This window comes from Rhodococcus sp. IEGM 1307 (assembly GCF_030056915.1).
GTDB classification, from domain to species: Bacteria; Actinomycetota; Actinomycetes; order Mycobacteriales; family Mycobacteriaceae; genus Rhodococcus_F; species Rhodococcus_F opacus_D.
In genome coordinates this window covers 17,395-44,101 of record NZ_JASHKW010000012.1, presented here as the reverse complement: position 1 = coordinate 44,101, position 26,707 = coordinate 17,395, and the positions used below count along the sequence as shown (strand labels likewise).

Below are 26,707 nucleotides of genomic sequence, written 5' to 3'. Positions count from 1 at the left end.
TGTTCACCCAGTAGAGCACGGACGGGACGCACCGTCAATGCCGAATCTCCCCGAGTCAGGCGGGACGGTATCCGACCAGGTTGAGCGCATAGACGCCGTACGAGTCCGCGACCGCCTGCGCGGACAACGGTCCGTCCGGGCGGTACCAGAGCGCGATTCCCGCGCACATGGTGAGCACCGCAGTCACCGCCTGGTGAACATGGGGGACGTCGAAGTCACCACCCGCCACACCCGCCTCCGCGATGGTGACGAACAGGTGCTCCTGCGCGTCGCGCGAGCCCACGACCCGTTTGCGGTCCACCTCGTCGAGGTACCGCAGCTCGGTGTTCGCCACCAGGCAGGCTTGCTGATTGCGGGCGGTGTACAGCGAATGCGCGACCACCGCGGCCGTCCACTGCTCCGCCGGCGCGGACCCAGCCTTCCGCAGAGCGGTCCGGGTGGCGGTGAACTGCTCGTCACTGGCCGACCGCAGAATCTCGACCAGGAGCTCGTCCTTGTTCTCGAAATGGTTGTACACGTTGGCGGCACTGCAGCCCGCACGTTTGGCGATGGTGCGCATGGTCGCCGCATGAAAGCCGGCGGTATAGAACTCCTCCAGCGCCGCGTCCAGGATCCGCTGCCGGACGGAGGGAATCACCGCACCGCTTGACCGAGTGTTCATCCCTCGGAGGGTAGGTGCCGCACAAGGCGCGGGCAACACACCCTGCAGAAAACGCAGCTCACCAGCCTTCACGCACGTCGATCCAGGTGAACGGCGCACGGTGTTGACCGGCGGTAGCGCGTCCATTATGGTCCACATCACGTGAACACTCGTTAATGACCAGTTCGCGCATTCCGCTCCTCACACCGTGGAGGTATGCCACCTTGAGCACCCTCGAAGATCGAATTCGCCGCCTGGAAGACCTGGAGGCCATCCGGTACCTCGACGCGCAGTACTGCCGCCATCTCGACGACGGCAATTGGGACGCCCTGATGGATCTGTTCACCGACGACGGCGAATTCGACGGGCTGTCCAACCCTAAGGGCAAGAGCGAGATGCGGGCGTTCTTCGCCGGCCTCGCCCCTGGCGGGCTCACCGCGTTCTGGCATTTCATCACCAACCTGGAGATCGACCTCGACGGCGATCGCGCCACCGTCCGCTCGTTCCTGTGGCAGCCCTGTGTATCCGACGGCAACGCCTCCATCGCCGCCGGCCGATACACGGACGAGGCCGTCAAAGTCGACGGCCGCTGGTTGTACCGCGTCAAGCAGGTGCGCTTCCACTACTTCGGTCCGCTCGCGGAGGGCTGGGACGAGAACCAGTTTGCGCTCGACTCGGCACGACGTGCGGCGGTGAACGCGTGACCACCGAGTCCCCCGCCACCGCGGCGAGCGCAGCCGTCTGGTCACCGATTCTCGTGTTGCCGGAGTTCGTCGAACTGCGACGACGACGCCGGGCGGTCACTGCCGGACTCGGCCTGATCGCGATCGCACTGTTCTCAGGCTTTCTCGTCGGATTCGCCTTCTTCCCCGAATTCCTCGGCGACAACTCGGCGTTCGGCATTCCACTGTCTCTGTGGGTGGTGTTCTCCCAGTTCGCCGGCACCTGGGTGCTCGTGTACGCGTACTTCCGGCTTTCCCGAACCTATATCCAACCCGCAGCCGATGCCGCAGTCCGGGCCATCGCGCAACGTGATCAGGAGGTTGCCTCATGACCGGCGACGCCGATTTCCTCGCCATCGGCATCTGCGCTGCCGTCATCTCACTCACGCTGTGGGTGACATTCGCCGCATCGCGCCGAAGCCGAAGCGCCACCGGATTCTTCGCTGCGGGTCGCTCGATCACCGGCTGGCAGAACGGTTTCGCGATCGCCGGCGAATTCATTTCGGCCGGTAGCTTCCTGGGCACCACCGGCTTGATCTTCTACAAGGGCGTCGACGGCGCCGTCATTCTGTGCACGTCGGTGGTCTCCTTCCTCCCCGTCCTCTTCCTCCTCGCCGAGAAGATGCGGAACGTCGGAAAGTTCACGCTCGCGGATGTTCTGGTGTTCCGGACCGGCGCACGACGCGTCCGGGTGGTGGTTGCGCTCAGCACCATCGTCACCGGTACGTTCGTGCTGCTCGCCCAGCTCGTGGCGGCGGGTGTCCTGCTCGAGTCCGTCTCGGGGATCCCGTTCGGTCTCTCCGTCGTGGTGGCCGGATCACTCATGGGCATCTACGTCTTCGTCGGCGGAATGCTGGCGACCACGTGGGTTCAGGTGATCAAGTCGTCCATCCTGTCGATCCTGGCGATCGTGGTGTGCCTCGGGATCCTCGCGAAGTTCGGCTTCAGCGTCCCCGGCATGCTCGGGGCGGCAACCTCGAACGCCGCGGCCGGAGATGCCATCCTCTCGCCGGGCCTGATCTTCGGGCAGACCGGTGCGATCAACCTGATCTCGTACTCCCTGGCGTTCGCGCTCGGCACGGCCGGTATGGCGCACATCCTGATTCGCTTCTTCACCGTCCCCGAGGCCGCGACGGCCCGGAAGTCACTGGGCTGGACCGTCGCGCTGTGCAGCATCTTCTACCTGATCGTCATCGTCATGGGCTTCGGCACCGCCGCGCTTCTCGGTCCCGACGGGGCGGATCGTGTCGGCGCCGGCGGCAATCTCGCAGCACCCACGCTGGTCACGGAACTCGGCGGAGGCGTCGGCACCATCGGTGGTTCGATCGCGCTGGCCATGGTGGCTGCCGTCGCGTTCGCGAGCATCGTCGCCGTCGTCGCGGGCGTCGTGATCTCGGCTGCGGGAACGTTCGCCCACGACGTGTGGCCCACCCTCACCCGCCGGAAGTCGGCCGACGCCGGCACGGAGACTGCGGATGCCCGCGAGGCGAAGATCGCCCGGTATGCGGCGGTCGCGTTCAGCGTCGTCGCGATCGGACTGACGATGGCAATCGGCGACACTACAAATATCACCTACTTCATGGGTATGGCCTTCATGGTCGCAGGCAGTGCGCACCTGCCCAGCCTGCTGCTCAGTCTCAACTGGCGGCGGTTCAACAGCACAGGCGCCGTGTGGGGCATCTCCGTCGGATTAGCATCCACCGTGGTCAGCCTGATGTTCACGGAGGCGCTCTGGCTGGGTAGTGGACCGGCGCCGCTGACCATTCAGTTGCCGGTGATCATCACGATGCCGCTCGGGCTCGCCGCCGCCGTGATCGGCTCCCTCGCCGGCGAACGCCTTCACGGCCGTTCGGCAGATCGAGACGAGAAGTTCGCCGAGATGCTGGTGCGCGCCGAGACCGGTATCGGCGCGGAACTCGCAGAGGCGCACTAGGTTTCACGCTCGGCCGATGCCCCCGCCGTCACGGCGGGGGCATCGGCCGTGACGTGTGTCCGGCGCCACCCTGGACAGCACTTGTACCTATCGGTACAGTCTGTACTGAAAGGTACAAGAACTCCTGGAGGAGCGCCCACCATGTCCGTTCGCCCACCCGCACCCCCGTTCACACTCGACACCGCGATCGCGAAGGTCCGCGCCGCCGAGGACGGCTGGAATTCCCGTGATCCCGAGAAGGTCGCGCAGGCTTACACCGAGGACAGTTGGTGGCGCAATCGGTCCACCTTTCTGCAGGGGCGCCGCGAGATCGTCGACTTCCTCGCCGGGAAGTGGGACCGCGAACTGGAATACCGTCTGATCAAGGAACTGTGGGCGCACGACGGGAATCGGATCGCGGTCCGGTTCGCGTACGAGTTCCACGACACCGACGGGCAGTGGTTCCGCGCGTACGGCAACGAGAACTGGCAGTTCGACGACAACGGTCTGATGCGGTGGCGTCACGCCAGCATCAACGACGTGCCGATCGACGAATCCGACCGCAAGTTCTTCTGGGACATGTCCGGCGTGCGACCGTCGGATCATCCCGGACTGAGCGATCTCGGCCTCTGACCGCCACACGAGGAGTAGTCATGCCCCGAGCAGTAGCCGAGCGCGGCGACGTCGTCCCCGTGCTGGCGGAGGTGTTCCGATCCCACGGGTTCGACGGCGCGAGCCTGGCCGTCATCACCGAGCACACGGGACTCGGCAAAGGCAGCCTGTACAACTTCTTCCCTCGCGGCAAGGACGAGATGGCGGAGGCGGTCCTCGACGAGGTCGACGCCTGGTTCCAGACCGCCGTATACCTGCCGCTGCGCGGGTCCGAGCCCGCCACTGCCCGTCTGGAGCGGATGTTCGACGAGGTCGAGACGTACTTCCGGTCGGGACGCCGAATCTGCCTGTTCGGCGCGTTCGCGCTCGGCCTCGAACGCGACCGCTTCGCCGACCGGGTCCGCGCCTACTTCACCGACTGGGTCGATTCGCTCGCCGGCGCTCTCGCCGACACCGGCCACGGCAGGCAGTCGCGGCCGCTCGCCGAGGAGGTCGTCGCGGGAATCCAGGGCGCGCTCGTCCTCGCGCGCGCCCTGGACGACCCCGACAGTTTCACGCGCATCCTCACCCGGCTACGCCGCTCGGTCGGAGATCCGACGACATCGCGCGCGTAGGATTCGGATGCGTCAACTCGAGAAGTGAGGCAGCCGTGATCTTCATCGTCGTCAACTTCACCGTGAAACCGGACCACGCGGACGGCTGGCTCGACCTGGTGCAGCCGTTCACCGACGCGACCCGAAACGAACCGGGCAACCTGTGGTTCTACTGGTCGCGGGCGGTGGAGGATCCGAACCTGTACGTCCTCGTCGAAGCGTTCCGTGACGACGACGCCGCCGTCGCCCACGTGCAGAGCGAGCACTTCCAGAACGCCTTGCGCGAGTTGAAACCCGCCCTCGCGCAGACGCCGCGGATCATCAACACCACGATCGACGGCACCGAGTGGTCGCTGATGGGTGAACTCGAAGTCGACTGACCTCGTCCGGCTTCACGCTGAAGTCGCGTGCACCGCGCGTTAGCCTGGAAACGTGGCTTCCGATCTCACCGAATTCGACGCAGTGATCTTCGACTTCTCCGGCACGCTGTTCCGGCTGGAAGAGGACGACAGCTGGATGGCCGACCTCACCGACCACGAAGGTGAGCCGTTCGACCTCCACCAGCAGGCCGAGTTGATGCGGCGCATGACGGCGCCCGTCGGTCAGACCGTCGAGATGGATGCCGCCGAGCACCACGCGTGGACCAACCGCGACCTCGACCCTCGGTTCCACCGGCAGGCGTACCTCGACGTTCTGCGCAAGTCCGGGGTCGCACACGAGGACCAGGCGGTCGGACTGTACGAGCGGGTCATCGACCCGGGATGCTGGAGCGCATACCCCGACACCGCGGAAGTGCTTGCGTCACTGAAGGACCGGGGAATCAAGGTCGCGGTGCTGAGCAACATCGCGTTCGACATCCGGCCCGCGTTCGCGGATCTGGGAGTCGAGCATCTCGTCGATGCGTTCGTGCTGTCGTTCGAGGTGGGTGCGATCAAACCGGACCCGAAGATCTTCGAGCACGCTCTCGCCGCACTCGGTTCCGAGCCCGAACGTACTCTGATGATCGGCGACAGCGAGGAAGCCGACGGTGCGGCACGAAAGGTGGGCTGCGCGTTCGCACTCGTCGAACCCGTTCCCCTCGCGGAGCGCCCGGACGGTCTCCGAACAGCCCTCGGTGCCTTCGGCCTGTGAGTACTTATTAACCACGGGCGGTTAACAAGTACTCACGGGTGCGAAGCGCACAATCCGCGGCCGGTGACGAGAGGCAGGTCGAGTGCGGTCACCAATCCGGGCTTTGCCCCGACCACCGCGTGCACCGAATTCACCAGCCGCATCGCGGTGACGATCATCCCCGACACGTTGTGGTCGCCGTTTTCGCCGTGGTGGTTGAACTCGACGGTCATCATCGGCTCGCCCGTGATGTCGATGCGGTAGCACCCGTCGCCGCGGGTCGGTTTCGGCCAGTCCGGTTTCTGTTCGGGGTGGGTGCGGGTGACGTGCTCGAGGACCACGCGAGGCACTCCGTCGACCGTGCCGACGACTTCGAACCGCACCGCCGCCGCCGTTCCCTTCGCGATGTGGCACGAGAGAATGTCCAGGTCCTGCTCGGCGGGGATGCGTTCGAATTTCTCCACCAGCGGTTCGTCGAGCGTGAGGTCCAGTCCCGCGGCGATCTGGCGGACGACGCTCCCCCATGCCAGAGACAGCACGCCCGGCTGGAACAGCATCGGCGTCTCCTCGACAGGTTTGCCGAAACCGAAGATCTCGGTCATCACCACCGGCTGGTAGTAGGTGGAGTAGTCGGCGATCTCGGCGCAGCGCACCTCGTCGATCCGCTGCGACAGGCTCGTCATGGCCAGCGGCAGAACGTCGTTCGCGAATCCGGGGTCGATACCGTTCACGTGGAGGCTCGCGTCTCCCTGCTCGCCGGCGCGGTGGATGCGGTCGACGAGTTCGTCCGGGACCACACCGATCGGGTACTGCAACAGAACAGGTCCCGAGGACACGACGTTGATGCCCGCCTCGAGGAAGGAGATCAGGTCCTCGATGGCGTCGAAGATGCGGTCGTCCGTCATCGCGGTGTGCACGATGCAGTCCGGCTTCAGGGCGAGAAGTGCTGCTTTGTCGTCGGTCGCCGCCACGCCGAGTTCTCTTCCGAGACCGGCCAGCTCCCCGGCGTCCTTCCCGACCTTCTCCGGATCGGACACCCACACACCGACCAGTTCGAGGTCGTCGCGGGCGTCGATCCCTGCGATGGCGTGACGCCCGACCGTACCGGTGGACCATTCGACGACGCGGTATCTCATGAGTTCTCTCCGAGTTCCAGAAGTAGCACCCCTCCCGCGAATGTAACAGGTTCTAGTTTACCGGGTGGACGATTGCCGAAGAGTGCTATCGCGGTTCGGCGTCAGGGAGAATCCATACGTATGACACCCACCGACGTCTACCGCGCACCGATGCGTTCCCGTCGCGACGACGTGGACCCAGGGCTCGCGGTGCAGCGCGCGCTCGCCATGCACGTGTGTGGAATCGGCGGTTTGCTGGCCCCACCTCCCGTCGATCTGAGTGAGGCGCTCGACGCGACCGAGCGCACCTACGGCGATCCGGCCGCACGCCGGCTCGAACGCTTCACGCAGGTGCTGGACGGATCGTTCGTCTGGTCGCGTGACGCCGACGGGCTCTACCTCCTCGGCCGGATCGACGGTCCGTGGCGCTACGACTCGAGTCCGGAGGCCACGGCTGTGGATCTGGTGCACCTCCGAGACTGCGAGTGGCTCGACGTACCCGTCGCCGAGCTCGACGTACCGCCCGCGACCGTGCACACCTTCGCCCGCGGTGGACGCAACTTCCAACAGACCCACCACCCTGACATCGCCGAGCAGACGCGGCGCGTGTGGGACCGCGGAAGGCGGTGACCCGACGCGCCGCGCCGAACGTGGCTGTCCGACCTCCCCGCCGTCGTCGAAACGCTGAGTCGGCAGTGGTCGCTGGACATCGGTCGCCCGTTCCAGCCGGGCGGCGTGACGTCCTGGACGGCGCCCGCCCGTACCGCCGCCGGCGAACGCGTGGTGCTGAAGGTCGGCTGGCGACACGACGAGGCACTGCACGAAGCGGACGGACTCGCGGCCTGGGACGGTGACGGCGCCGTCCGACTGCTCGACCACCGCGTGCTCGACCACACCACGGCGCTGCTCCTCGACTCGGGCACATGGGCGCGATGCTCCGCCCGTGAGTACTTATTAACCTTAACCGCCCGTGGTTAATAAGTACTCACAGGCGGAGCTACCAGCGGTACCCGAGCAGGCCCAGCACGAATTCGAGCCAGTCGGGAAGTCCGGGATCGCGGAACATCGAGGGCCTCCTCAGCACGGTGTAACGGTGTCGACCTGTCTATCGGCACCGAAGACCCCGGCGTTAGAGCACTGCATTCCGTCGGATTTACAAATCTTCATATTTGTCTAGCCCCTGGATCAAAGCCCGTGTACTGTCCAAATGAGAGTGAGCTGGTTCATACCGGCACGGCTACTGGACGAGGAGGTTCGGATCGTGACGACGTCGAATGTCGGCAGGATTTCAGGAGAGGCGCCACCGGAAGCGTGGCGTGACCGCAAGCGCTACCTGTGGTTGATGGGATTGATTCCCCCGACCGCAGTGTTCCTCGCTGCGGGGCTCGTGTGGGCTTTCAACCAATGGGGATGGTCGGCGGCGGCTCCGGTGTGGTGGTGGATCGGCGCCCTGCTGTTGTTCGGACTGCTTCCACTCCTCGACAGGTTCTTCGGGCCCGACGGCCAGAACCCGCCCGAGGAAGTGATGGAACAGCTCGAGAACGACAGGTACTACCGGTACTGCACCTACGTGTTCATCCCGTTCCAGATGGCGAGCCTGGTGTTCGCGTGCTACCTCTGGTCGGCGGACAACCTCTCCTGGCTCGGCATCGACGGCGGCCTCGGGCTGGTGTCGAAGGTCGGCGTCGCGTTCAGCGTCGCCGTCATGGGCGGCATCGGCATCAACACCGCACACGAGATGGGCCACAAGAAGACCGAGCTCGAACGGTGGCTGGCCAAGATCACTCTCGCGCAGACCTTCTACGGTCACTTCTACATCGAGCACAACCGTGGCCACCACGTTCGGGTTGCCACGCCGGAGGATCCGGCGAGTTCACGCTTCGGCGAGAGCTTCTGGACGTTCCTGCCCCGCAGCGTCTGGGGAAGCCTGAAGTCGTCCTGGGAGCTCGAGAAGACGCGGATGCAGCGACTCGGCAAGAGCACGTGGAGCATTCACAACGACGTACTCAATGCCTGGCTCATGTCAGTAGTGCTGTTCGGTGTGCTCATCACCGTCTTCGGTCCGGTCGTCATCCCGTTCCTGATCATTCAGGCGGTCTACGGTTTCTCTCTCCTCGAGACGGTCAACTACCTCGAGCACTACGGTTTGATGCGTCAGAAGACCGCCAGCGGCCGCTACGAACGCTGCGCTCCCGCACACAGCTGGAACTCCGACCACATCGTCACCAACATCTTCCTCTACCACTTGCAGCGTCACAGCGACCATCACGCGAACCCGACCAGGCGGTACCAGACGCTCCGGAGCATGGACGGCGCCCCCAACCTGCCCAGCGGCTACGCCAGCATGATCACGCTCGCGTACTTCCCGCCGCTCTGGCGCAAGGTGATGGATCACCGCGTGCTCGACCACTACGACGGCGACATCACCCGCGTGAACATCCAACCCGGCAAGCGCGAGAAGGTGCTGGCCAAGTACAGCGGCGGAGTTCGGTGATGGCCGCCTACCAGTGCCCGGTCTGCGACTACGTCTACGACGAGGCCTCCGGCGCACCGCGTGAGGGATTCCCCGCCGGCACCGCGTGGACCGATGTGCCCGACGACTGGTGCTGCCCCGACTGCGGGGTCCGCGAAAAGATCGATTTCGACCCGAAGGTGGCGTGACATGAGTACCGATTTCAAGCTTTACCGCTGCGCCCAATGCGGATTCGAGTACGACGAGGCCGAGGGCTGGCCGGAGGACGGCATCGAGCCCGGCACCAGGTGGGACGACATTCCCGAGGACTGGTCGTGCCCCGACTGTGGGGCCGCCAAGGCGGACTTCGACATGGTCGAGGTCAGCCGGGCATGAGCGCAATGCCGAATCTCCCCGCGGAACTGTCGACGGTGGTCATCGTCGGGTCCGGTATCGCAGGGGCGAGCGCCGCGCAGACGCTCCGGTCGGAAGGCTTCAGCGGGCGCGTCGTCCTGATCGGAGACGAACCCGCACCGCCGTATCGGCGGCCGACGGTGTCGAAGGACCTCCTGTCGGGTGCCACTACCCCGGAGAAGGCCGCGCTGAAGCCGGACTCTTTCTGGAAGGAAAGAGATATCGAATTGATCACCGGTGCAACGGCAGTCGAACTCGACACCCGGCGGAAGTTGCTGACGCTCTCCTCCGGCGACACACTGCAGTTCAGTGCCCTGCTGCTCGCGACCGGTGGCCGGGCCCGAAAACTCGAGGGTGTCTCCGGTGCGCACGTCTTCACTCTGCGGTCGATGGCCGATGCCGATTCCCTTCGCGAGTCGATTCGGCGCACCGGTTCCCTGCTCGTGATTGGCGGGGGTCTCATCGGATGTGAGGTCGCGGCCACGGCGAGGTCGCTCGGCGCGGAGGTCACCGTCCTCGAACGAGACCCGTCGCTCCTCAGTCGAATTGTGCCCCCGGAAATCTCGACGATGATCGCGTCGCTGCACTCCGAGAACGGCGTCGACGTCTGCACGGATGTCGCACTGTCGTCGCTCGACGTGAGCGACGACGGCTCCGTCCGCGCCACCGCAGACGACGGTCGCAGCTGGAGTGCAGGCACCGTCCTCGTGTCTGTCGGCACCGTCCCCGAGGTGACGCTCGCGGTCGCGGCGGGACTGCGCGTCCACAACGGCATCACCGTCGATGAGCGGTTTCGCACCTCGGCCGACGGCGTCTACGCGGCCGGAGACGCCGCCAACCTCCCCGGTGCGCGTGTCTCCGAGCGTTTCCGTTCCGAACATTGGAACGGCGCTCAGGCACAGGGGATTGCCGCCGCGCACTCCATCCTCGGGAAACCCACGCCGTTCACCGACGTTCCGTGGGGATGGTCCACGCAGTACGGCCACAACGTGCAGTTCGCCGGCACGACCCGTTTCGACGACGACTACGTGATCCGCGGTTCGATCGACGATCGCGATTTCACAGCGGTCGCGGTGCGTGCGAGCACGCCGGTCGGGGTCATCGCCGTGGGCCGCCCGAAAGACCTCCGAACCGTGCGCACCATGATCGCCCGGGGCGGCACAGTCGACCGCGCCGCATTGGCGGACGAGTCGGTTGCTCTGACCGACGTGCTCGCCGGCGAGCGGGAAGGTCGGGTTCCGGCCGCCCGCTAGCATCGAGGTCATGTCCGCAGACGACCGCACCGAGCGACAGAGTCGATACCGGCTGGCCGCGACGTCGCTGATGCGGGAGACAACCCTCGATGCGCTCCGGGAACTGCTGCTCGAACGTCCCTGGCCGACAATCACCATGACCGACGTCGCGGTCGCCGCCGGGCTGAGCAGGCAGACGATCTACAAAGAGTTCCGCTCGCGGCGCGGCCTGGCGGAGGGGTACGCACTTCGGCTGACCGACAGCCTCGTCACCGTCATCGAATCCGCTCTGTACGAGAACCCCGGCGACGCGACAACTGCTCTGCGGGAAGGTTATGCGACGTTCTTCGAACTCAGCGGAGCCGATCCCCTGGTGATGTCGCTGCACCAGGGGAAGGCACCCGAGGATCTGCTGCGCCTGATCACGACGGACAGCAACATCATCATTCGTCCCGCAGCCGAACGGCTCGCAGTGACGTTGCAGCGGTCGTGGGTGAACTCGTCCCCGGACGACGCGGACATTATCGCGCACGCCATCGTCCGGCTCGCCTTGAGTTTCATCGCCAACCCACCCGAGGACACCGCGGCGGCGTCGGCGAACACCGCCAAGCTGTTCGCCCCGTTCGTTGCGGCTCCGCCACCCATGAGTACTTATTAACCGCCCGACGTTTATAAGTACTCACGGGGTGTCAGCCCAGCGGGGTGCCGACATAGTTTTCGGCGATGAGGGTGCGGCCGGCGACGGAGCGGGTGACCATGTCGAGTTCGGCGACCTGCCGCTTGTGGCCGAATCCGGTGTCGTCGGGGAGTCGGTGCAGCATCGAGGACATCCACCAGGAGAAGTGCTGGGTCCGCCACACGCGTGGGAGGACGCTGTCGGTGTAACCCTCGAGCCCGGCCCGGCTGCGGGTCGCGAAGTATTCGGCCATCGCCTTGGACAGGAAGTACACGTCGGCGATCGCCAGGTTCATGCCCTTCGCGCCGGTGGGGGGCACGGTGTGGGCGGCGTCGCCGGCGAGGAAGAGGTTGCCGTGCTGCATGGGTTCGCACACGAAGCTGCGGAACTGCAGGATCGACTTCTGGAAGATCTTGCCGTCCTTGATCTCCGCGCCTTCGCCGTCGACGCGGGCGTGCAGTTCCGACCAGATGCGGTCGTCGGACCAGTTGTCGACGGAGTCGTCCGGGTCGACCTGCAGGTAGTGCCGCTGGACCTCCGGTGTGCGGGTGCTGATGAGCGCGAAGCCGCGCGGGTGGTTGGCGTAGATCAGTTCCTCGGACGACGGCGGGGCCTCGGCGAGGATGCCGAACCAGGCGAACGGGTACTGGCGGAAGTGGTCGGTGCGCACGGTGGTCTCGGGGATGAGACCGCGGGTGGTGGTCCGCGAGCCGTCGCAACCGGCGACGAGCGCGCAGGTGAGTGTCTGCTCGTTGCCGTCGGCGTCGAGGTAGGTGATCTTCGGGTTGTCGGACGTGTGGTCCAGAACCTGCACGTCGGAGACGCCGAAGCGGATGTCGCCGTCGTCTTCGAGACGCCGGGCGATGAGGTCCTTGAGGACCTCGTGCTGCGGGTAGACGGTGACGGCGCGACCGTTCGTCAGTTCGTCGAAGTCGATGCGGTGGCCGCGGCCGCCGAACCGCAGTTCGATGCCGTGGTGGGTGAGTCCTTCACGCTTGACGCGGTCGCCGAGTCCGGTGTCGACCATCAGGTCGACGGTGTTCTGTTCGAGCACACCGGCCCGGATCGTGCCCTCCACCTCCTCGCGGGTGCGGCTTTCGAGCACGACGGAATCGATGCCCTTCAGGTGCAGGAGATGGGACAGCATCAGTCCTGCGGGACCCCCGCCGACGATCCCGACCTGTGTGTTCATGAGCAGACTCCTCGCGTAGTTCGTGACACCAGTCACTGTGCTGCCCGCCGTGTGATCGCAACACCCCCTCTTTCACTGAGTGAAAGACGAGCTACGCGACGCCGCGGGAAATGCCGCGTGCGGCCGCCCGCACCGCCGGGATCAGGGGCGCGGGATCCTTCTCCGCCGGAACCACGACGGACACCGCTGCCACCACCTCACCCGTCGACCGCGACACCGGCGCGGCCACGGCCAGCGTTCCGACGTTGAGGTGTTCGCGGCACGTGACCCAGCCGGTTCGGCGGATGTCGTCGAGGGTGCTGCGCAGGCGATGTTCGGTGGTGATGGTCGACGGGGTGAAGCGTTCGAGGCCCGCCGCGAGGACCTCGTCGAGCAGGTCCTTGCCGCCGAACGCCAACAGCACGAGGCCGCCGCTCGACGCGTGCAGCGGCAACCGGCCGCCGGCCCTCCCGACGACGGTCACGGCACCGCGCGCCGACAACCGTTCGATGTAGAGCGCCTCGAGATCTTCCCGGACCACGAGCTGGACGTTCTCACGCGTCGCCTCGTACAGGTCCTCGAGGTAGGGCAACGCCACCTGCCGCAATCCGTGGGCGCGGGGCGCGAGCGCACCCAACTCCCACAGCCGCACCCCGATCTCGTAGTGCCCGTCGTCGACGCGTTCGAGCGCGCCGTTGCCGACCAGTTGACGGCACAGCCGGTGCACCGTCGGCAGCGGCAGTCCGGTGCGCCGGCTCAGCTCCGACTGCGACAGCCGAGGGCGCTCCGAGGTGAACGAACCCAGCACCAGGAAGGCGCGTCCCAGCATGCTGCGGTCGTCTTCGGACATGCCGCCAGTATCCCGGTCACCACCAGCGGGTGGCCATGCCGATCTGACGGTCGAGTTCGGGGACGAGGCTCCGGACGTACGTCGCCGAGAGGTGATGCGAATCGTGGTACACGAGGATGTTTCCCTGCACCGCACGGCAGATCGCCACGTCACACACGGCGTCCGTGAGGTCGAGCGGATGCACCGACAGCAGGTCGCGGGCCGCCTCGAGCGTCGGGTTGTCCGGGGCCAGCACGTCGTCGCGGGGCATCCCGCAACTGTCCGCGTCGCCGCCGTCGGCGAGGCAGTCGACGACCGAATACGGGACGCCGTCGTTGTGCAGCCACGGCGTGTCGCGGATGCCGAGGAACGGGAGCCCGAAATCCGCCAGCCGCGCCCACAGGCCCACGTAGTCGTCGGGGGTGACGTCGCCGGCGCCCTCCTCGTTGGGCCTGGAGGACGTCGAGAACACCCAGTCCGGCCGGTGATCCCGGAGACGGTCGAGCACGTCGCGGGACCAGTCGCCGCACTCGGGATACGGCTCGCCGGCGAGCAGCGGGACGTCCGCGACGGTCAGCGGGCACCCCATCTTGAGGTACGTCTCGACCCGGATGCCGCGCTGTTGCCCGATGCGATCGAGCGCGGGCACCCAGTGCTCGGCGTGGGAACTGCCCACCACGGCGATCGTCCGGTCGGCGGTGAGGTCGCCGTACACGCAGGTGACGACGTCGCGGGTGCTCAGATCGGAGATGCAGCCGTCGAGGGTCGGCTGCGGAAGATCTCCCGACGCCTCGAGCAGGGTGGGTCGCATGTCCGTGCGCGGCGCGAACGCGCCGTCGGTCAACGACGCCGCGCCCGGGTACAGCCACGGGTCCAGCTCACCGACCCGGGCGGTCGTCTCGGGGTTGCGGACCAGATACACGTGCCAGCCGGACGCGGTCCCGACCACGGCGACGCCGAGGATCGCGACCAGCGCGGTCAGCGCTCGCCTCGGCCGGGCCGACCCGGTCTGGAACCGCGCTTCGATCAGCCGCTGGGTGAGCCACGCCAGCACCAGCGACACGAGGGTCACCGCGAGTCCGCCGAGCGCTCCGACCGCGGGCCGCTCCCGCCACGTGAGGTAGAAGATGAGGATCGGCCAGTGCCACAGGTACAGCGAATACGCCAGGCCACCGAGTTCGACGAACGGCCGCGACGCCATCATCGTCACGATCCCCGGCTGCTCGGACCGCCCGGCGCCCGCGAGGATCAGCGCCACCGCCGCGCCGACCGGGATCAGGGCCGCCGGTCCGGGGAACAGGGCGGCGCCGTCGACGAGGAACCCGCATCCGAGGACCACGGCGAAGCCCGACACCGCGAGGACGGTCCGCGACCACCGGGGCAGCGCGACCCGGTGCACGACGAGCGCGAGCAACGCCCCCGCGAGCAGCTCCCACAGTCGCGCGAACGTGTCGAAGTACGCCCACGACTGCCGGTCCTGCGACAGCACGGCCGCGTAGGCGAACGACGCCCCGAACCCGAGAACGAGGACACCACCCAGCACGCGGCGGAGGAGGTCCGGTCGGCCGCGACGACGGCACGTCCACGCGATCCCGGCCACCACCGCGAGGGCGACCAGATAGAACTGCCCCTGCACGGACATCGACCACAGGTGCTGCAGCGGACTGACCGACGCGTCGGCGGCGGCGTAGTCGGATGCCGTCCGGGCCAGCTGCCAGTTCTGCACGTACAGCAGTGACGCGAGGAGTTGGTCCGCAATCCCCGACCACTGCGTGAACGGCCGCTGGATCACCGTCACGACCGCGGTCGCGGCCGACACCACCACGAGCGCGGGCAGCAGCCGGCGGGCGGTGCGCCGCAGGACGGCGGGAATCGACGGACCCGAATCCGCCCCGGCGCGTCGCACGAGCATGCCCGTGAAGAAGAACCCGGAGAGGACCAGGAAGATGTCGACGCCGCCGGACACCCGCCCGAACCACACGTGATAGACCACGACCAGCGCGATCGCGATTCCGCGCAGACCGTCGAGGTCGTACCGGTAACCGTTCACGGCCGACGGTGGCGCCGCGGCGTGGCTCGGACGGCTCGCAGCCACCTGGGGGTTGGGTCTCACAATCCGTCCTGGCTCATCGATTCGGTACCCGATCGATTATCCACACAGGCTTTACCAGTTCTTGACCTGCCGGGGCGTGGAGTAGCCGATGTTTGACAGGCAACTATGGCGCGCCACACAATAAGTCCGCGTATAGAACTAGGGTTCGCATCGCGAACGCCCCGCGCACATCACCGCCGAATGTCGAGGACATCATGACCACTTCCCAACGAAGCGCCGCCCGCGCCTCCACCGCCCTCTGGGTCGCGCCCCTGTGCTGGGTTGCCGTGCTGCTCGACGGCTTCGACCTGGTGGTCCTCGGTGCCGTCATCCCTTCACTCCTCGACTACGAGGACTGGGGTCTGACCACTGGAACGATCACGTTCATCTCGACATTCGGCCTGGTCGGCATGACCATCGGCGCACTGGTCATCGGGACGCTGACCGACGTCATCGGACGCCGGCGAGCCCTTCTGTATGCCGTTGCGGCGTTCTCCGTTCTCACGCTCCTCTGCGCCATGGCGCCCAATCCGTTCTTCTTCGGGCTGTTCCGCTTCCTCGCGGGAGTCGGACTCGGCGGCGCACTGCCGACGGCGCTGGCCCTGGTCAACGAGTTCTCGAAGAGGCAGGGCGGCGGTTCCGCGTCGACGCTGCTGATGACCGGATATCACGTGGGTGCCGTCGCAACCGCTGCGCTGGCGATCGTGCTGATCGAACCGTTCGGCTGGCGTTCGATGTTCGTCGTCGGCGCCCTGCCCGCCGTGGTCCTGATTCCGCTGATGCTGCGGTATCTCCCCGAGTCCCCGTCGTACCTGCTGGCGCACGGCAAGCGCGCCGAGGCCGAGGCCGTCGCGAAGCAGTACGGCCTGGAGCTGGAGGCTGCACCCGCCGCCGACGCTCCCGTCGCGGCCTCGGCGAACCCGGTGCGCGCCCTGTTCTCGCGTCCGTTCCTGCGCAACAGCATCGCCATCTGGGTCACGTCGTTCATGGGACTGCTGCTCGTCTACGGTCTCAACACGTGGCTGCCGACGATCATGCGTGAGGCGGGCTACAACCTCGGCGCGTCGCTGACGTTCCTGCTGATCCTCAACGCGGGCGCGGTGGTCGGTCTGCTGATCGCGGGCGGCGTCGCCAACAAGATCGGCCCGCGCACGGCGGCCATCATCTGGTTCGCGGGCGCCGCGGTGTTCCTCGCCCTGCTTAGCGTCAAGGTGTCGTTCGGCATCTACGCCCTGGTGTTCCTCGCCGGCTGCTTCGTGTTCAGCGCACAGGTTCTCGTCTACGCGTTCACGAGCGCGAACCACCCGCCGCAGATCCGCGCGACCGCGCTCGGGTGGTCGGCCGGTGTGGGCCGGGTCGGCGCGATCTGCGGTCCGATCCTCGGCGGCGTCCTGCTGGGCGCCGGCTACGCGGTTCCGTGGGGCTTCTACGCATTCGCCCTGGTAGGGCTGTTCGGAGCGATCGCCATCTCCTCCACCCGGACGGTGCGCTGAACTCCTGACAGCCGTTCGATGAGTTTCGGGCGTGGGCGCGGTCTATATCGGCGAGGATGAATCGACGAGGACCTGCGAGAGGAACTGCGCCATGAAACCGATCACCCCCTGCCTCTGGTTCGACACCGAAGGTGAAGAGGCCGCGAAGTTCTACACGTCGCTGTTTCCGAATTCGCGGATCACGGAGGTCACCCACTACGGTCCGAACACTCCCGGTCCGGAGGGGGCGGTGTTGACGGTGTCCTTCGAGATCAACGGGCAGCCGTTCATCGCGCTCAACGGGGGCCCGCAGTTCACGTTCGACGAGGCCATTTCCTTCGAGATCCTGTGCAAGGATCAGGCGGAAGTGGACCGGTATTGGGACGCCCTCACCGGCGACGGTGGTGAGGAAAGCCAATGCGGTTGGGTCAAGGACCGTTTCGGCGTCTCCTGGCAAGTGGTGCCCGAGCGGCTGTACGAACTCATGCGCGACCCGGACACCGAGAAGGCGCAGCGCGCCATGCAGGCCATGCTGCAGATGCGCAAACTCGACGTCGCCGAACTCGAGAAGGCGTTCGCGCAGGCGTGATGCCTGCCGACGAGAAGGTGGACGGCATGAGCGCGGACGGCAAGACCCACATCAACGGGGTGCACACGGTGGCGGTCCCCGTGACCGATCAGGATAGGGCGCTCGAATTCTATTTGGGCGCACTCGGTTTCGAACGCCGCATGGATGCGGAGTTCAGTCCCGGACAGCGGTGGGTGGAGGTGGCGCCACCGGGATCGGCGACGTCGATCGCGCTCGTGCCCGCACGCGACGGCGTCCCCGCGGGCGTCGAGACGGGCATCCGCCTCACCACCTCGGACGCCGACGCCGACCATGCGACCCTGTCGGCGAACGGCGTCGACGTGGACGCGGAGGTGCTGCGGATGGGCGACTACGTGCCGCCCATGTTCTACTTCCGTGACCCGGACGGCAACAAACTGGTCATCGTCGAAGTGGGTTGAGCTGCACCCCCGACGACAGGGTCAGCACCTGGTCGGCGCGTTCCGCGTCGCAGGATTCGTGCGTGGCCACGACGACGGTCGCACCGCGCGCGGCCTCTTCGCCGACGACGTCGCCGATCACCGCGCGGGCTTCCGCGTCGAGACCGGTGGTCGGCTCGTCGAGGAGTAACAGGTCGCCGCGTTGCACGAGCGCCTGCGCGAGCAGGGCACGTTGACGCTGGCCGCCCGACAGTGTGCCGATCCGCCGCCGGCCGAGGTCTGCGAGACCGAGCCTGCCCAGCGCCTCGTCGACGGCCTCCCGGTCGCCGGGGGTGAGCCGTCGCCACAAGCCACGCCGGCGCCAGGCTCCCATGGCCGCCACCTCGCGCACGGTCAGCGGTAGCTGATCGCTCACCGCATTGCGTTGCGGCACATATGCCGTGCCCAACCCCTTCGTGCCGTCGATCCGTCCCGCCGTCGGTCGCGCGATGCCGGCCAGGCACTGCAGGAGCGTCGACTTCCCCGAACCGTTGTGCCCCACGACGGCCGTGACCGTACCCGGCCCGAGCCGGGCGCTCACACCGTTCAACGCCGGGGTCTGGCCGTACCGAACCTCGATTTCGCTTACGACAATCATTATCGTTAGATTAGCAGAGTGCAGTGGCTACTCGACCCCCTGATGGTGTCCTTCGTCCGGCGTGCGCTCTTCGCGGGAATGCTGGTGTCCGTGCTCTGCGGGCTGGTGGGCACGTGGGTCGTGTTGCGCGGCATGGCCTTCATGAGCGAGGCCATCTCGCACGGCATGCTGCCCGGCGTGGCCGTCGCCTATCTCGCCGGCGCGAATCTCCTCGTCGGCGCGGCCGCGAGTGCGGTCGTCATGATCCTCGGCGTCGCCTGGGTGTCGAAGAACTCGCGACTGTCCGAGGACACCGGGATCGGCCTGCTGTTCGTCGGCATGCTCGCGCTGGGTGTCGTGATCGTCTCGCGTGCAAGGTCGTTCGCGGTCGATCTCACAGCCTTCCTGTTCGGTGACGTCCTGTCGGCGACACCGGGAGACCTGATCTGGCTCGCGGCGGCGGCCGCGGTCGCCGGGATCGTCTCGGTGATCGCGTACCGCCCGTTCGTCACCCTCGTCTTCGACGAACGCAAGGCCCACACCCTGGGCCTGCAACCACGGTGGGCGCACCTCGCACTGCTCGCTCTGGTGGTCCTCGCGGTGGTCGCGTCGTTCCGCATCGTCGGCACCCTCCTCGTGTTCGGTCTCCTCGTCGCCCCGTCCGCCACCGCAGCACTGTTCGGCAGGTCGATCGGCGCGACGATGGCGATTGCCGTGCTCCTCGGCTGGTCCGCCACATTCGCCGGGCTGATCGTGTCGTGGAATGCCGACACCGCTGCGGGCGCGACGATCGCCGGAATCGCCGTGCTCCAGTTCTTCGTCGCAGCCCTCGCCCGGTCGGCGGCGCGACGACTTCGGCCTGCCTTTCGGCCAACCCCGATACCCGTTCGATAGATGGAGACCATGAATGCCGAACACCACCCTCGCCCGCGCAGCAATTGCCGCGGTCGCCGCGCTGGCCCTCGGAGCCTGCGCATCTCCACAGGAGGAGGCCGCGTCCCCCGACGGCCGGAGTCAACCGGGTAGCGACCTTGCCGCCGAGGCCGGATCCACCGAGGTCGACGGGCCCGAACCCCGGCTCGTCGTGTCGGACGCCGACTCCGGCCGGGTGGACGTGTTCGACCTCGCTACGGCAGAGAGACTCCATTCGTTCGAGTTCGACAATCCGGCGCGGGTGACGACGGTGAAGGACCGCTACGCGTTCGCCGTGGACGGCGCCGGCGGCGCGGTGCATGTCGTGGACGCCGGTTCCTGGACCATCGATCACGGTGACCACACCCACTCGTACACCAAACCGCCGGTCGAACTCGGCGCCCTCGAGGGTGGCAAGCCTGCGCACGTGATCGAAGGCGACGACAAGGTGGCGACGTTCTTCGACGGCGACGGACTCGCCCGCGTGATCGATTTCGCCGCCCTCCGCAAGGACAGCATCGACGTCGGGGCCGTCGTGGACGCCGACGCACCGCACCACGGCGTCGCCCTGCCGATCGCCGATGGTTTCGTGGTGTCGCACTCGGCCGCGGACGGAAGCGATTCCCGCCCCGGCACGTTCGAGGTCCACACCGCGCACGGGGAGGTCGAGCAGAGCTTCGACACCGCCTGCCCGAACATGCACGGCACGGCGGTGTCCGACACGAACGTGCTGGCCGCGTGCGACGACGGACTGTTCCTCGCGACCACCGCCGCCGGGGCGTGGACGTCGGAGAAGGTTCCGTACCCGGCAGGCATCGGCGCCGCCACCCGACCCACGTCGTTCCGCGGACACGACGGCCTGCCGATCCATGTCGCCGCCGCCGGACCCGCTGCCACCAACGACGGGGTGCTGGTCTTCGATGCCCGCACCCGCGGGTGGACGCACGTCCGGACGCCGGATCGCGCGCTGAGCGTCGCACTGGCGGGCGACGGTCGCTCCGTGTTCGCGGTCCTCGCGGACGGCACCTTCCGCGTGTACGACACGACGACCGGCGCGGAGACCGCGTCCTCGCACGTGCTGGCCGCCCCTTACGACGGGAGCGACGAGTCCGCAACGCTGCCTGCCGTCGTCGTCGGCGGCACCCGCGCATACGTCTCGGATCCCGCATCGAAGACGGTGACCGAGATCGACTTCCGGGACGACGCGCGGGTGGCGCGGACTCTCGACGTCGGAGTCGCCGCGTCCACCCTCGGCGTGGTGGGGCTGTGACCGGGATGCGGCGCCTGCTGCCGCTGACCCTGCTGGCCGCGCTCGCGGCGCTGTCCGTGACGGCGTGTTCCCCGGGCGCCTCCGACGGACCGGTCGTGGTCGTGACCACGAACATTCTGGGTGATGTGGTGCAGAACGTCGTCGGCGACGAGGCCGACGTGATGGTGCTGATGCCGAGAGGCGCCGATCCCCATTCGTTCGAGATCTCCGCGTCGGACGCCGCGCGGGTGGAGCGCGCCGACCTCCTCGTGTCGAACGGTCTCGGACTCGAGGAGGGAATCGGCAAGACCGTCGACACTGCACACTCCGAGGGAGTTCCGATCCTGCAGGTCGGTGAGGCCGTGCGGCCGATCGAGTACCGTTCCGGAAAGTCCACGGGCACCCTGGATCCGCACATCTGGACCGACCCGGACCGGGTACGCGAGGCCGTTGCACTGATCCGCGACGCGGTGATCGACCACGTGCCGGAGATCGACGCGGGGGCCGTCCGCCAGAACTCGGACAGCTACGCCCGGCAACTCGAAGAACTCACCGCCCGGATGACGGACAGATTCGCGGCCGTCCCCGCAGACCGGCGAAAGCTGGTGACCAATCATCACGTCTTCGGTTATCTGGCCGAACGTTTCGGCTTCGTCACCGTGGGGGCGGTGATTCCCAGCGGGACCACCCTGGCGTCGCCCAGCGCGTCGGACCTCTCGGACCTCGCCGCGACGATCACCGCGTCGCGGGTTCCCGCGATCTTCGTCGACTCCTCCCAGCCCGATCGGCTCGCGCAGGTCTTGGCCTCGGAGGCCGGTGTTCCCGTCGACGTCGTCTCGCTGTTCACGGAATCACTGGGCGAAAACGGCTCGGGCGCGGGCACGTACATCGAGATGATGGATTCGAACTCCCTGGCGATCGCGGAGGGGTTGAAATAGCGATGCATTCACACATGCACACTTCCGACTTTGACAACCGTTTGCAATAAGAGTTAATTCTCCTGGGTGACCCTTACGCGTAGACCTCTCCCCACCGCCGTTGCCGCCGTGGCACTCTCGGCGACACTGCTCACGTCCTGCTCCACCGACTCCGGCACGGCCGAAGCGACCACCACCGACTCGGCCACACCGCGGCTGGCACTGAGCTACGACGGCGGCGTGCTGGTTCTCGACGCGCAGAGCCTCGACGTGGTCGGTTCGGCCGAGGTGGACGGATTCACCCGGCTCAACCCCGCAGGCGACGACCGGCACGTGCTGGTCAGCACCGGAAACAGTTTCACCGCCCTCGACACCGCCGAACCCGCCCTCACCGACGTCGCGTTCGAGGCGAAGACGCCCGGACACGTGGTCCGGCACGACGGCAAGACCGTGTTGTTCGACGACGGCACCGGACTGGTGCGCGTGTTCGATCCGGCCGGACTCTCCGAAGGCACACCCGACACCACCGAGTTCACGACGCCGGAGGCGCATCACGGAGTGGCCGTGGAACTCTCCGACGGCAGCCTGCTCACCACCGTCGGCAACGAGGACGAACGCACCGGCATCGTCGTACTCGACCGCGACCGCAAGGAGATCGCGCGCAACGAGGACTGCCCCGGTGTGCACGGTGAGGCCGTCGCCGCCGGCGAGACGGTGGTCGTGGGATGCCAGAACGGCCTGCTGATCTACCGGGGCGGCGTCATCACCAAGGTCACCAGCCCGGACCCCTACGGGCGCATCGGAAACCAGGCCGGCGACGAGGATTCACCGATGATCCTGGGCGACTACAAGACCGATCCCGACGCCGAACTCGAACGCCCCGAACGGGTCTCGCTCACCGACACCGCCACCGGACAACTCACCCTCGTCGACCTGGGCACCAGCTACACGTTCCGCTCGCTCGGTCGAGCCCCGCACGGTGAGGCCCTCGTCCTCGGCACCGACGGCGCCGTGCACGTGATCGACCCGAACAGCAAGGCGGTCAGCCGCACCGTCGACGTCCTCGATCCGTGGACGGAGCCGGACAAGTGGCAGTCGCCGCGGCCCGCGCTGTACGTGCAGGACCACACCGCCTACGTGACCGACCCCGCGAACAAGAAGATCCACACGATCGACCTCGACACCTGGACCGTATCCGGGCAGGCCGACCTGCCGGAGACCCCGAACGAGATCACCGGCGTCACGGGCTGATTCGCTTACCGCGGCGTCAGTCTTCGGTTTCCAGCGGTCCCAGTTCCGCGTCGAGCGCCTCCTGCACCACCGCCATCGCCGACAACCCGGCGGGGGCGCCGCAGTAGGCGCTCGCGTGGATCACCGCCTCGACGATCTCGGTGCGGGTCAGACCGTTTCGCAGTGCACCCCGCACGTGGCCCTTCAGTTCACCGTGCGCACGCAGCGCGATGAGCATGCCGAGGTTGAGGAGGCTGCGGCTGCGCCGGTCCAGCCCCGGCCGGTTCCACACGGCGTCCCAGACGTGCTCGGTGACGAACTCCTGCAGCTGTTCGCTGTCGGTCCCCGCCGTGCGAGTGAGTGCCCGCTCGACGAAGTCGGGGCCCATCACCTCACGCCGCACCGTCAGCCCCGCCTCGACGGCCGGACTCCGCTTCCCGGGTTCTTCACTGGTCATGGGTTCACTCCTGTTCACAGCGCCTACGTGTTCGGGAGTCACTCTACGATTCGACGACGGAGTGCCCGCCTGCCTCGGACCATCGCGTCTCCGCGCCCACCACGGTCCGGGCTGTCGGTGATCCGGGATATAAAGGTCCCGGACCACCGACCCGCTGCCCAGGAGCTGTGATGCCCACCGAAGACGACGTGCGCGCGATGATGCTGGCGTTGCCGGAGGCGCACGAGGTGGTGATCGCCAACTGGGGCGACCAGCCGACGTTCCGCGTCCGCAAGAAGATGTTCGGTCTCGTCGGTTACGGCGCCCCCACCGTCTGCCTCAAAGCGACGAAGGAAACGCAGGCGGCCCTGCTGCAGGAGGATCCCGACGTCTTCCTGGTCGCACCGTTCTTCGGGCGGTGGGGCTGGATCGACGTCGTCCTCGACCGAGTCGACGCCGAAGAACTGGCCGAACTCGTCGAGGAGGCGTGGCGTCTCACCGCCCCGAAGCGGGTCGTGGCGGCGTACGACGCCGCGGCGGGCCTGCATTTCAGGACATGATGGCTGTCGTCACGTCGCCGACCACCGCCCTCGTGTGCCGCTGACACACCAGCCACGTCGTCATTGCCAGCGGCAGCTCGGTCAGCGGGCGCCAGGGCCACCCCGGCATCTGTTTCTCCGCCGTGTACCGGCTCACCAGCACAGCGTCCGCCTTCGCGGCAGCCGCACCGGCGAGCGCGTGCTCGACGAACTGCGCGAACTGCCAGTACGGCCGGATACCGGCCTCCACCGCCGCGCCGATCAACCCGTCCTGCTGCGTGGGAACCTGGTCGCGGGAATGGACGAGCACCCGGAGCCCATCGAGATCCCGCAGCGAGCAGGATTCTGCAGACGCCAGGGTGTGGCCGGGGCGAACGGCGAGCCCGAACGGCTCTTCGCGGAGTTTCCACGACGAGCAATCACTGGGCGGTGATTGGTGCACCATGCACAGGTCGAGTCGCCCTTCCCGGAGCATCCGCAGTTGGTTCGTGCTGTTCGCCTCGACGAGTTGTAGCGCGCATCCGGGCACCTCGTCGTCGAGGCGGCCGACCATGCTCACGAGCCATTCGCTGGACGTACCCGGTGGGACGCCGATCGTGACGACTTCCCGGATCTCGGTCGCGCCGGACACCACTTCCTGGGTTGCAGCCTCGAGCGCCAGCAGTTGTCGTGCGTGCTGGAGGAGTGCCTCGCCCGCGACAGTCGGAGTGGCGCCACGTGCCGTTCTGTCGAACAACGCCTGGCCGAGTTCCCTCTCCAGCGCCTGCACCTGCCGGCTGAGGGACGGTTGAGAAATCCGCAACCGCTCCGCAGCGCGGTTGAACGATCCTTCTTCGGCTATAGCCAAGAAGTAATGAAGATGGCGAAACTCCACGGTCGGTTTCCTCCACTGCAGGCGTTCGACCAGGATACGACACCGGTTATGCCTACTGCGTATAGCTGGTGTGCTCAACAGGGCTTGGACAATCCCTGTGAGGGCGGTCTCTAATGGAACGAAGCCGAGGGCGAGTCACCCTCAGATGCCGCTCACACTCAAGGAGACCGATGAAGCTCGGGGTCTACTCAGCTTGCCTACCTTCCCTGGTTCCGCCCGAAGCGATCGATGCGGCGGCAGCGGCGGGCTACGCAGGCATCGAATGGCGCGTCGCGAGTGACATCGGTTCTTCCGGCCACCCGCATTTCCTCACCAACAATCGCTGTACCGTCGCTCCCGACAGCCGGTCCGTCGCGGACATCTGCACGCGGACACGTGCTGCGGACTTGGAGGTCGTCGCGCTCAGCCCGTACATCGACTCCGGCGACGTTGCGGGGGTCGAGGAGATGATGCGGTTCGCGCGAGCGAATTCGGTGCCGAGCATCCGGTTGCGCGCCCCGTGGATGGATGACCGCGGGTTTCACCGACTGTTCGCGGAAGCGCGGGAGTTCTTCGACCACGTGTCTACCCTGGCCGGGCACTACGGGGTCCGGGCGCTCCTCGAGATCCACCAACGCTCGATCTGCCCCAGTGTCTCGCTCGCGCATCAACTCGTCGGCCACTTGCCGCCCGATCGAGTAGGAGTGATCTACGACGTCGGAAATCTCGTGGTGGAAGGGTACGAAGACCATCGCATGGCCCTGCAGATTCTCGGCGACCACCTCTCCCACGTCCACGTCAAGAACGCTCACTACGTCAGGCCGGCAGGCGGCGGGGTATGGACCCACCGGTGGTCGCCGATGGACGACGGCGTCGCCGACATCCCCCGGGTTCTCCGCCTCCTCACCGAAGCCGGCTACCGCGGGTGGGTGTCCGTCGAAGACTTCAGCGATTCCCGGCCCGTCCACGAACGACTGCGCTTCAACGCGCAGTTCCTGCGGCAACATGCCGACTTCGAAACTCCAGTCCCCCAGTCACTCTGATCCACACATCACATCTCGACAGGACGATCATGAACGAATACCACAACACCCCGGTTTCAGTTGTGACCGGAGGCGCAGGGGCCCTCGGCTCGGCGATCAGCCGCCGATTCGCGCAGGGCGGTGACACCGTGATCCTCCTCGACAACAACGCGGATGCCGTGCGGGCCGTTGCCCGGACGCTGTCGGACGAGACCGGCGCACAGGTTCTCGGATGGGTCGTAGACATCGCCGACGAGGAATCGATCCGCCTCGCCGTCAAGCGAATCGACGAAGATTTCGGGCGGTTGGACCGCCTCGTGAACAATGCGGCGATCAACCCGCGCGCACGGCTCGCGAACGTCGACGACGCCGAATGGGACACGGCGATGGCAGTGAACCTTCGCGGTCCGATGTCGCTGTGCCGGAGTGCCGTTCCGATCTGGTCTCGCACCGGGTCGGGACGGGTCGTCAACATCACCTCACGAACCTGGCTGAGCGGCGGACCCACCGCCTATGTCACCTCCAAGGCCGGAGTCGTCGGCCTCACCCGCTCCCTGGCAGTCGAGCTCGGTCCCCTCGGTGTCACCACCAACGCCGTCGCGCCCAGCATGGTTGTCACGCCCTTCACCCAGGGTGGGCGCACAGACGACGAATTCGCGCTGTTCGTCGACAGACACACCAGGATGTCGCCTCTCGGCCGTCTCGCGACAGCCGACGACATCGTCGACGCCGTCGAGTTCCTCACGTCCGACAGGGCCACGTTCATCACCGGCGAAGTGCTGCACGTGTGCGGCGGCGCCCAACTCGCGGCGGCGCCGTGACGCGCTCGCCTCAGTACCCACACCACCCCTGCCTCGCCTTCACCGGGTAACAAGCCAAAGGAACACACTCCACATGCCCTCAC

32 protein-coding genes are annotated in these 26,707 nt (G+C 67.0%); 24 read left to right on the top strand and 8 right to left on the bottom strand.

The window, feature by feature from the left end:
* Nucleotides 1-55: 55 nt before the first annotated feature.
* Nucleotides 56-661: a TetR/AcrR family transcriptional regulator gene (locus tag QM841_RS23190; RefSeq protein WP_280780578.1), complete on the bottom strand. Its 606-nt coding sequence runs from the start codon at nucleotides 659-661 to the stop codon at nucleotides 56-58.
* A 203-nt stretch (nucleotides 662-864) separates the two neighbouring features.
* Here QM841_RS23190 and QM841_RS23185 point away from each other — a divergent pair, with 203 nt between their 5' ends.
* The 7 genes from QM841_RS23185 (at nucleotide 865) to QM841_RS23155 (ending at nucleotide 5,610) form a co-directional block, all read left to right on the top strand.
* Complete coding sequence (locus tag QM841_RS23185) at nucleotides 865-1,344, top strand: nuclear transport factor 2 family protein (protein ID WP_283333714.1); 480 nt, start codon at nucleotides 865-867, stop codon at nucleotides 1,342-1,344.
* Nucleotides 1,341-1,694: a DUF485 domain-containing protein gene (locus tag QM841_RS23180; RefSeq protein WP_009475213.1), complete on the top strand. Its 354-nt coding sequence runs from the start codon at nucleotides 1,341-1,343 to the stop codon at nucleotides 1,692-1,694. Before QM841_RS23185 ends, QM841_RS23180 begins: the two co-directional genes overlap by 4 nt.
* A complete protein-coding gene (locus QM841_RS23175; protein ID WP_283333713.1) occupies nucleotides 1,691-3,295 on the top strand; it encodes a solute symporter family protein in 1,605 nt (534 codons plus the stop codon). Before QM841_RS23180 ends, QM841_RS23175 begins: the two co-directional genes overlap by 4 nt.
* A gap of 141 nt (nucleotides 3,296-3,436) precedes the next feature.
* Nucleotides 3,437-3,907 (top strand): nuclear transport factor 2 family protein, encoded by a 471-nt coding sequence (locus QM841_RS23170; RefSeq protein ID WP_283333712.1) that lies wholly within the window; start codon nucleotides 3,437-3,439, stop codon nucleotides 3,905-3,907.
* A 20-nt stretch (nucleotides 3,908-3,927) separates the two neighbouring features.
* Complete coding sequence (locus QM841_RS23165) at nucleotides 3,928-4,500, top strand: LmrA/YxaF family transcription factor (protein WP_283333710.1); 573 nt, start codon at nucleotides 3,928-3,930, stop codon at nucleotides 4,498-4,500.
* A gap of 35 nt (nucleotides 4,501-4,535) precedes the next feature.
* Nucleotides 4,536-4,859, top strand: a complete 324-nt coding sequence (locus QM841_RS23160) for a putative quinol monooxygenase (protein WP_167115687.1) — start codon at nucleotides 4,536-4,538, stop codon at nucleotides 4,857-4,859.
* Nucleotides 4,860-4,911: 52 nt separating this feature from the next.
* A complete protein-coding gene (locus QM841_RS23155; RefSeq protein ID WP_283333709.1) occupies nucleotides 4,912-5,610 on the top strand; it encodes an HAD family hydrolase in 699 nt (232 codons plus the stop codon).
* Nucleotides 5,611-5,642: 32 nt separating this feature from the next.
* Here QM841_RS23155 and QM841_RS23150 read toward each other — a convergent pair whose 3' ends face one another.
* Nucleotides 5,643-6,725, bottom strand: a complete 1,083-nt coding sequence (locus tag QM841_RS23150) for an NAD(P)H-dependent amine dehydrogenase family protein (RefSeq protein ID WP_283333708.1) — start codon at nucleotides 6,723-6,725, stop codon at nucleotides 5,643-5,645.
* Nucleotides 6,726-6,845: 120 nt separating this feature from the next.
* On the opposite strand from QM841_RS23150, the gene QM841_RS23145 reads away from it, so the two are divergent.
* The 7 genes from QM841_RS23145 (at nucleotide 6,846) to QM841_RS23115 (ending at nucleotide 11,460) form a co-directional block, all read left to right on the top strand.
* Nucleotides 6,846-7,334: a GAF domain-containing protein gene (locus QM841_RS23145; RefSeq protein WP_283333706.1), complete on the top strand. Its 489-nt coding sequence runs from the start codon at nucleotides 6,846-6,848 to the stop codon at nucleotides 7,332-7,334.
* Between the two features lie 105 nt (nucleotides 7,335-7,439).
* Complete coding sequence (locus QM841_RS23140) at nucleotides 7,440-7,682, top strand: aminoglycoside phosphotransferase family protein (RefSeq protein WP_283333705.1); 243 nt, start codon at nucleotides 7,440-7,442, stop codon at nucleotides 7,680-7,682.
* 283 nt (nucleotides 7,683-7,965) lie between these two features.
* Nucleotides 7,966-9,198 carry an alkane 1-monooxygenase gene (locus QM841_RS23135; protein ID WP_283333704.1) on the top strand — a complete coding sequence of 411 codons (1,233 nt, stop codon included), beginning with the start codon at nucleotides 7,966-7,968 and terminating at the stop codon, nucleotides 9,196-9,198.
* Nucleotides 9,198-9,365: a rubredoxin gene (locus QM841_RS23130; protein WP_280780589.1), complete on the top strand. Its 168-nt coding sequence runs from the start codon at nucleotides 9,198-9,200 to the stop codon at nucleotides 9,363-9,365. The genes QM841_RS23135 and QM841_RS23130 overlap by 1 nt, the downstream gene beginning before the upstream one ends.
* A 1-nt stretch (nucleotide 9,366) precedes the next feature.
* Complete coding sequence (locus QM841_RS23125) at nucleotides 9,367-9,552, top strand: rubredoxin (protein WP_009475223.1); 186 nt, start codon at nucleotides 9,367-9,369, stop codon at nucleotides 9,550-9,552.
* Nucleotides 9,549-10,823: an NAD(P)/FAD-dependent oxidoreductase gene (locus tag QM841_RS23120; RefSeq protein ID WP_283333703.1), complete on the top strand. Its 1,275-nt coding sequence runs from the start codon at nucleotides 9,549-9,551 to the stop codon at nucleotides 10,821-10,823. Before QM841_RS23125 ends, QM841_RS23120 begins: the two co-directional genes overlap by 4 nt.
* Nucleotides 10,824-10,833: 10 nt before the next feature.
* On the top strand, nucleotides 10,834-11,460 hold the full coding sequence (locus tag QM841_RS23115) for a TetR/AcrR family transcriptional regulator (protein ID WP_283333702.1): 627 nt from the start codon (nucleotides 10,834-10,836) through the stop codon (nucleotides 11,458-11,460).
* A gap of 31 nt (nucleotides 11,461-11,491) precedes the next feature.
* Here the strand turns inward: QM841_RS23115 and QM841_RS23110 are convergent, their stop codons facing one another.
* The 3 genes from QM841_RS23110 to QM841_RS23100 form a co-directional block, all read right to left on the bottom strand.
* A complete protein-coding gene (locus QM841_RS23110; RefSeq protein WP_283333701.1) occupies nucleotides 11,492-12,670 on the bottom strand; it encodes a 4-hydroxybenzoate 3-monooxygenase in 1,179 nt (392 codons plus the stop codon).
* 91 nt (nucleotides 12,671-12,761) lie between these two features.
* Nucleotides 12,762-13,499, bottom strand: coding sequence for an IclR family transcriptional regulator (locus QM841_RS23105; RefSeq protein WP_280780593.1), 738 nt, complete (start codon nucleotides 13,497-13,499; stop codon nucleotides 12,762-12,764).
* A gap of 16 nt (nucleotides 13,500-13,515) precedes the next feature.
* Nucleotides 13,516-15,591, bottom strand: a complete 2,076-nt coding sequence (locus QM841_RS23100; protein WP_283333700.1) for an acyltransferase family protein — start codon at nucleotides 15,589-15,591, stop codon at nucleotides 13,516-13,518.
* A gap of 194 nt (nucleotides 15,592-15,785) precedes the next feature.
* On the opposite strand from QM841_RS23100, the gene QM841_RS23095 reads away from it, so the two are divergent.
* The 3 genes from QM841_RS23095 to QM841_RS23085 all read left to right on the top strand — a co-directional run bounded on the left by QM841_RS23095 (nucleotide 15,786) and on the right by QM841_RS23085 (nucleotide 18,050).
* Entirely contained in the window at nucleotides 15,786-17,063 is a 1,278-nt protein-coding gene (locus QM841_RS23095) for an MFS transporter (protein ID WP_283333699.1), read from the top strand.
* A 91-nt stretch (nucleotides 17,064-17,154) separates the two neighbouring features.
* The gene (locus tag QM841_RS23090) at nucleotides 17,155-17,631 is read left to right on the top strand and encodes a VOC family protein (RefSeq protein WP_283333698.1); all 477 of its coding nucleotides are present in this window, start codon (nucleotides 17,155-17,157) and stop codon (nucleotides 17,629-17,631) included.
* 26 nt (nucleotides 17,632-17,657) lie between these two features.
* Entirely contained in the window at nucleotides 17,658-18,050 is a 393-nt protein-coding gene (locus QM841_RS23085) for a VOC family protein (RefSeq protein ID WP_283333932.1), read from the top strand.
* On the opposite strand, the gene aztA is transcribed toward QM841_RS23085, so the two are convergent.
* Entirely contained in the window at nucleotides 18,031-18,666 is a 636-nt protein-coding gene (gene aztA, locus QM841_RS23080; protein ID WP_283333697.1) for a zinc ABC transporter ATP-binding protein AztA, read from the bottom strand. The two genes, QM841_RS23085 and aztA, sit on opposite strands and share 20 nt — an antisense overlap.
* Before the next feature lie 18 nt (nucleotides 18,667-18,684).
* Between aztA and aztB the strand changes: the two genes are divergently transcribed.
* The 4 genes from aztB to aztD all read left to right on the top strand — a co-directional run bounded on the left by aztB (nucleotide 18,685) and on the right by aztD (nucleotide 22,974).
* Entirely contained in the window at nucleotides 18,685-19,539 is an 855-nt protein-coding gene (gene aztB / locus QM841_RS23075; protein ID WP_283333696.1) for a zinc ABC transporter permease AztB, read from the top strand.
* 13 nt (nucleotides 19,540-19,552) lie between these two features.
* Complete coding sequence (locus tag QM841_RS23070; protein WP_283333695.1) at nucleotides 19,553-20,827, top strand: ABC transporter; 1,275 nt, start codon at nucleotides 19,553-19,555, stop codon at nucleotides 20,825-20,827.
* Between the two features lie 5 nt (nucleotides 20,828-20,832).
* Nucleotides 20,833-21,744 carry a zinc ABC transporter substrate-binding protein AztC gene (gene aztC / locus QM841_RS23065; protein ID WP_283333931.1) on the top strand — a complete coding sequence of 304 codons (912 nt, stop codon included), beginning with the start codon at nucleotides 20,833-20,835 and terminating at the stop codon, nucleotides 21,742-21,744.
* Nucleotides 21,745-21,810: 66 nt separating this feature from the next.
* Nucleotides 21,811-22,974, top strand: coding sequence for a zinc metallochaperone AztD (gene aztD, locus QM841_RS23060; RefSeq protein ID WP_283333694.1), 1,164 nt, complete (start codon nucleotides 21,811-21,813; stop codon nucleotides 22,972-22,974).
* Between the two features lie 16 nt (nucleotides 22,975-22,990).
* Here the strand turns inward: aztD and QM841_RS23055 are convergent, their stop codons facing one another.
* Nucleotides 22,991-23,410 carry a carboxymuconolactone decarboxylase family protein gene (locus tag QM841_RS23055; protein ID WP_283333693.1) on the bottom strand — a complete coding sequence of 140 codons (420 nt, stop codon included), beginning with the start codon at nucleotides 23,408-23,410 and terminating at the stop codon, nucleotides 22,991-22,993.
* Between the two features lie 170 nt (nucleotides 23,411-23,580).
* On the opposite strand from QM841_RS23055, the gene QM841_RS23050 reads away from it, so the two are divergent.
* Nucleotides 23,581-23,949 carry an MmcQ/YjbR family DNA-binding protein gene (locus QM841_RS23050; protein ID WP_283333692.1) on the top strand — a complete coding sequence of 123 codons (369 nt, stop codon included), beginning with the start codon at nucleotides 23,581-23,583 and terminating at the stop codon, nucleotides 23,947-23,949.
* On the opposite strand, the gene QM841_RS23045 is transcribed toward QM841_RS23050, so the two are convergent.
* Entirely contained in the window at nucleotides 23,939-24,802 is an 864-nt protein-coding gene (locus QM841_RS23045; protein ID WP_283333691.1) for a LysR family transcriptional regulator, read from the bottom strand. The genes QM841_RS23050 and QM841_RS23045 overlap by 11 nt on opposite strands.
* Before the next feature lie 170 nt (nucleotides 24,803-24,972).
* Here QM841_RS23045 and QM841_RS23040 point away from each other — a divergent pair, with 170 nt between their 5' ends.
* Nucleotides 24,973-25,824, top strand: a complete 852-nt coding sequence (locus QM841_RS23040; RefSeq protein ID WP_283333690.1) for a sugar phosphate isomerase/epimerase family protein — start codon at nucleotides 24,973-24,975, stop codon at nucleotides 25,822-25,824.
* A gap of 29 nt (nucleotides 25,825-25,853) precedes the next feature.
* Nucleotides 25,854-26,624, top strand: a complete 771-nt coding sequence (locus QM841_RS23035; RefSeq protein ID WP_283333689.1) for an SDR family NAD(P)-dependent oxidoreductase — start codon at nucleotides 25,854-25,856, stop codon at nucleotides 26,622-26,624.
* The last annotated feature ends 83 nt before the right edge of the window (nucleotides 26,625-26,707 follow it).

Excerpts from the sequence above, each read along its gene's own strand:
- QM841_RS23115 (WP_283333702.1), top strand. The coding sequence starts at position 10,834 with ATGTCCGCAGACGACCGCACCGAGCGACAGAGTCGATACCGGCTGGCC.
- QM841_RS23190 (WP_280780578.1), bottom strand. The coding sequence starts at position 661 with ATGAACACTCGGTCAAGCGGTGCGGTGATTCCCTCCGTCCGGCAGCGG.
- QM841_RS23050 (WP_283333692.1), top strand. The coding sequence starts at position 23,581 with ATGCCCACCGAAGACGACGTGCGCGCGATGATGCTGGCGTTGCCGGAG.
- QM841_RS23040 (WP_283333690.1), top strand. The coding sequence starts at position 24,973 with ATGAAGCTCGGGGTCTACTCAGCTTGCCTACCTTCCCTGGTTCCGCCC.
- QM841_RS23125 (WP_009475223.1), top strand. The coding sequence starts at position 9,367 with ATGAGTACCGATTTCAAGCTTTACCGCTGCGCCCAATGCGGATTCGAG.
- QM841_RS23145 (WP_283333706.1), top strand. The coding sequence starts at position 6,846 with ATGACACCCACCGACGTCTACCGCGCACCGATGCGTTCCCGTCGCGAC.
- QM841_RS23070 (WP_283333695.1), top strand. The coding sequence starts at position 19,553 with ATGCCGAACACCACCCTCGCCCGCGCAGCAATTGCCGCGGTCGCCGCG.
- QM841_RS23165 (WP_283333710.1), top strand. The coding sequence starts at position 3,928 with ATGCCCCGAGCAGTAGCCGAGCGCGGCGACGTCGTCCCCGTGCTGGCG.
- QM841_RS23055 (WP_283333693.1), bottom strand. The coding sequence starts at position 23,410 with ATGACCAGTGAAGAACCCGGGAAGCGGAGTCCGGCCGTCGAGGCGGGG.
- QM841_RS23105 (WP_280780593.1), bottom strand. The coding sequence starts at position 13,499 with ATGTCCGAAGACGACCGCAGCATGCTGGGACGCGCCTTCCTGGTGCTG.
- aztA (WP_283333697.1), bottom strand. The coding sequence starts at position 18,666 with ATGATTGTCGTAAGCGAAATCGAGGTTCGGTACGGCCAGACCCCGGCG.
- QM841_RS23175 (WP_283333713.1), top strand. The coding sequence starts at position 1,691 with ATGACCGGCGACGCCGATTTCCTCGCCATCGGCATCTGCGCTGCCGTC.
- QM841_RS23095 (WP_283333699.1), top strand. The coding sequence starts at position 15,786 with ATGACCACTTCCCAACGAAGCGCCGCCCGCGCCTCCACCGCCCTCTGG.
- QM841_RS23120 (WP_283333703.1), top strand. The coding sequence starts at position 9,549 with ATGAGCGCAATGCCGAATCTCCCCGCGGAACTGTCGACGGTGGTCATC.
- QM841_RS23130 (WP_280780589.1), top strand. The coding sequence starts at position 9,198 with ATGGCCGCCTACCAGTGCCCGGTCTGCGACTACGTCTACGACGAGGCC.
- QM841_RS23170 (WP_283333712.1), top strand. The coding sequence starts at position 3,437 with ATGTCCGTTCGCCCACCCGCACCCCCGTTCACACTCGACACCGCGATC.
- QM841_RS23110 (WP_283333701.1), bottom strand. The coding sequence starts at position 12,670 with ATGAACACACAGGTCGGGATCGTCGGCGGGGGTCCCGCAGGACTGATG.
- QM841_RS23035 (WP_283333689.1), top strand. The coding sequence starts at position 25,854 with ATGAACGAATACCACAACACCCCGGTTTCAGTTGTGACCGGAGGCGCA.
- QM841_RS23090 (WP_283333698.1), top strand. The coding sequence starts at position 17,155 with ATGAAACCGATCACCCCCTGCCTCTGGTTCGACACCGAAGGTGAAGAG.
- QM841_RS23150 (WP_283333708.1), bottom strand. The coding sequence starts at position 6,725 with ATGAGATACCGCGTCGTCGAATGGTCCACCGGTACGGTCGGGCGTCAC.
- aztC (WP_283333931.1), top strand. The coding sequence starts at position 20,833 with ATGCGGCGCCTGCTGCCGCTGACCCTGCTGGCCGCGCTCGCGGCGCTG.
- QM841_RS23085 (WP_283333932.1), top strand. The coding sequence starts at position 17,658 with ATGAGCGCGGACGGCAAGACCCACATCAACGGGGTGCACACGGTGGCG.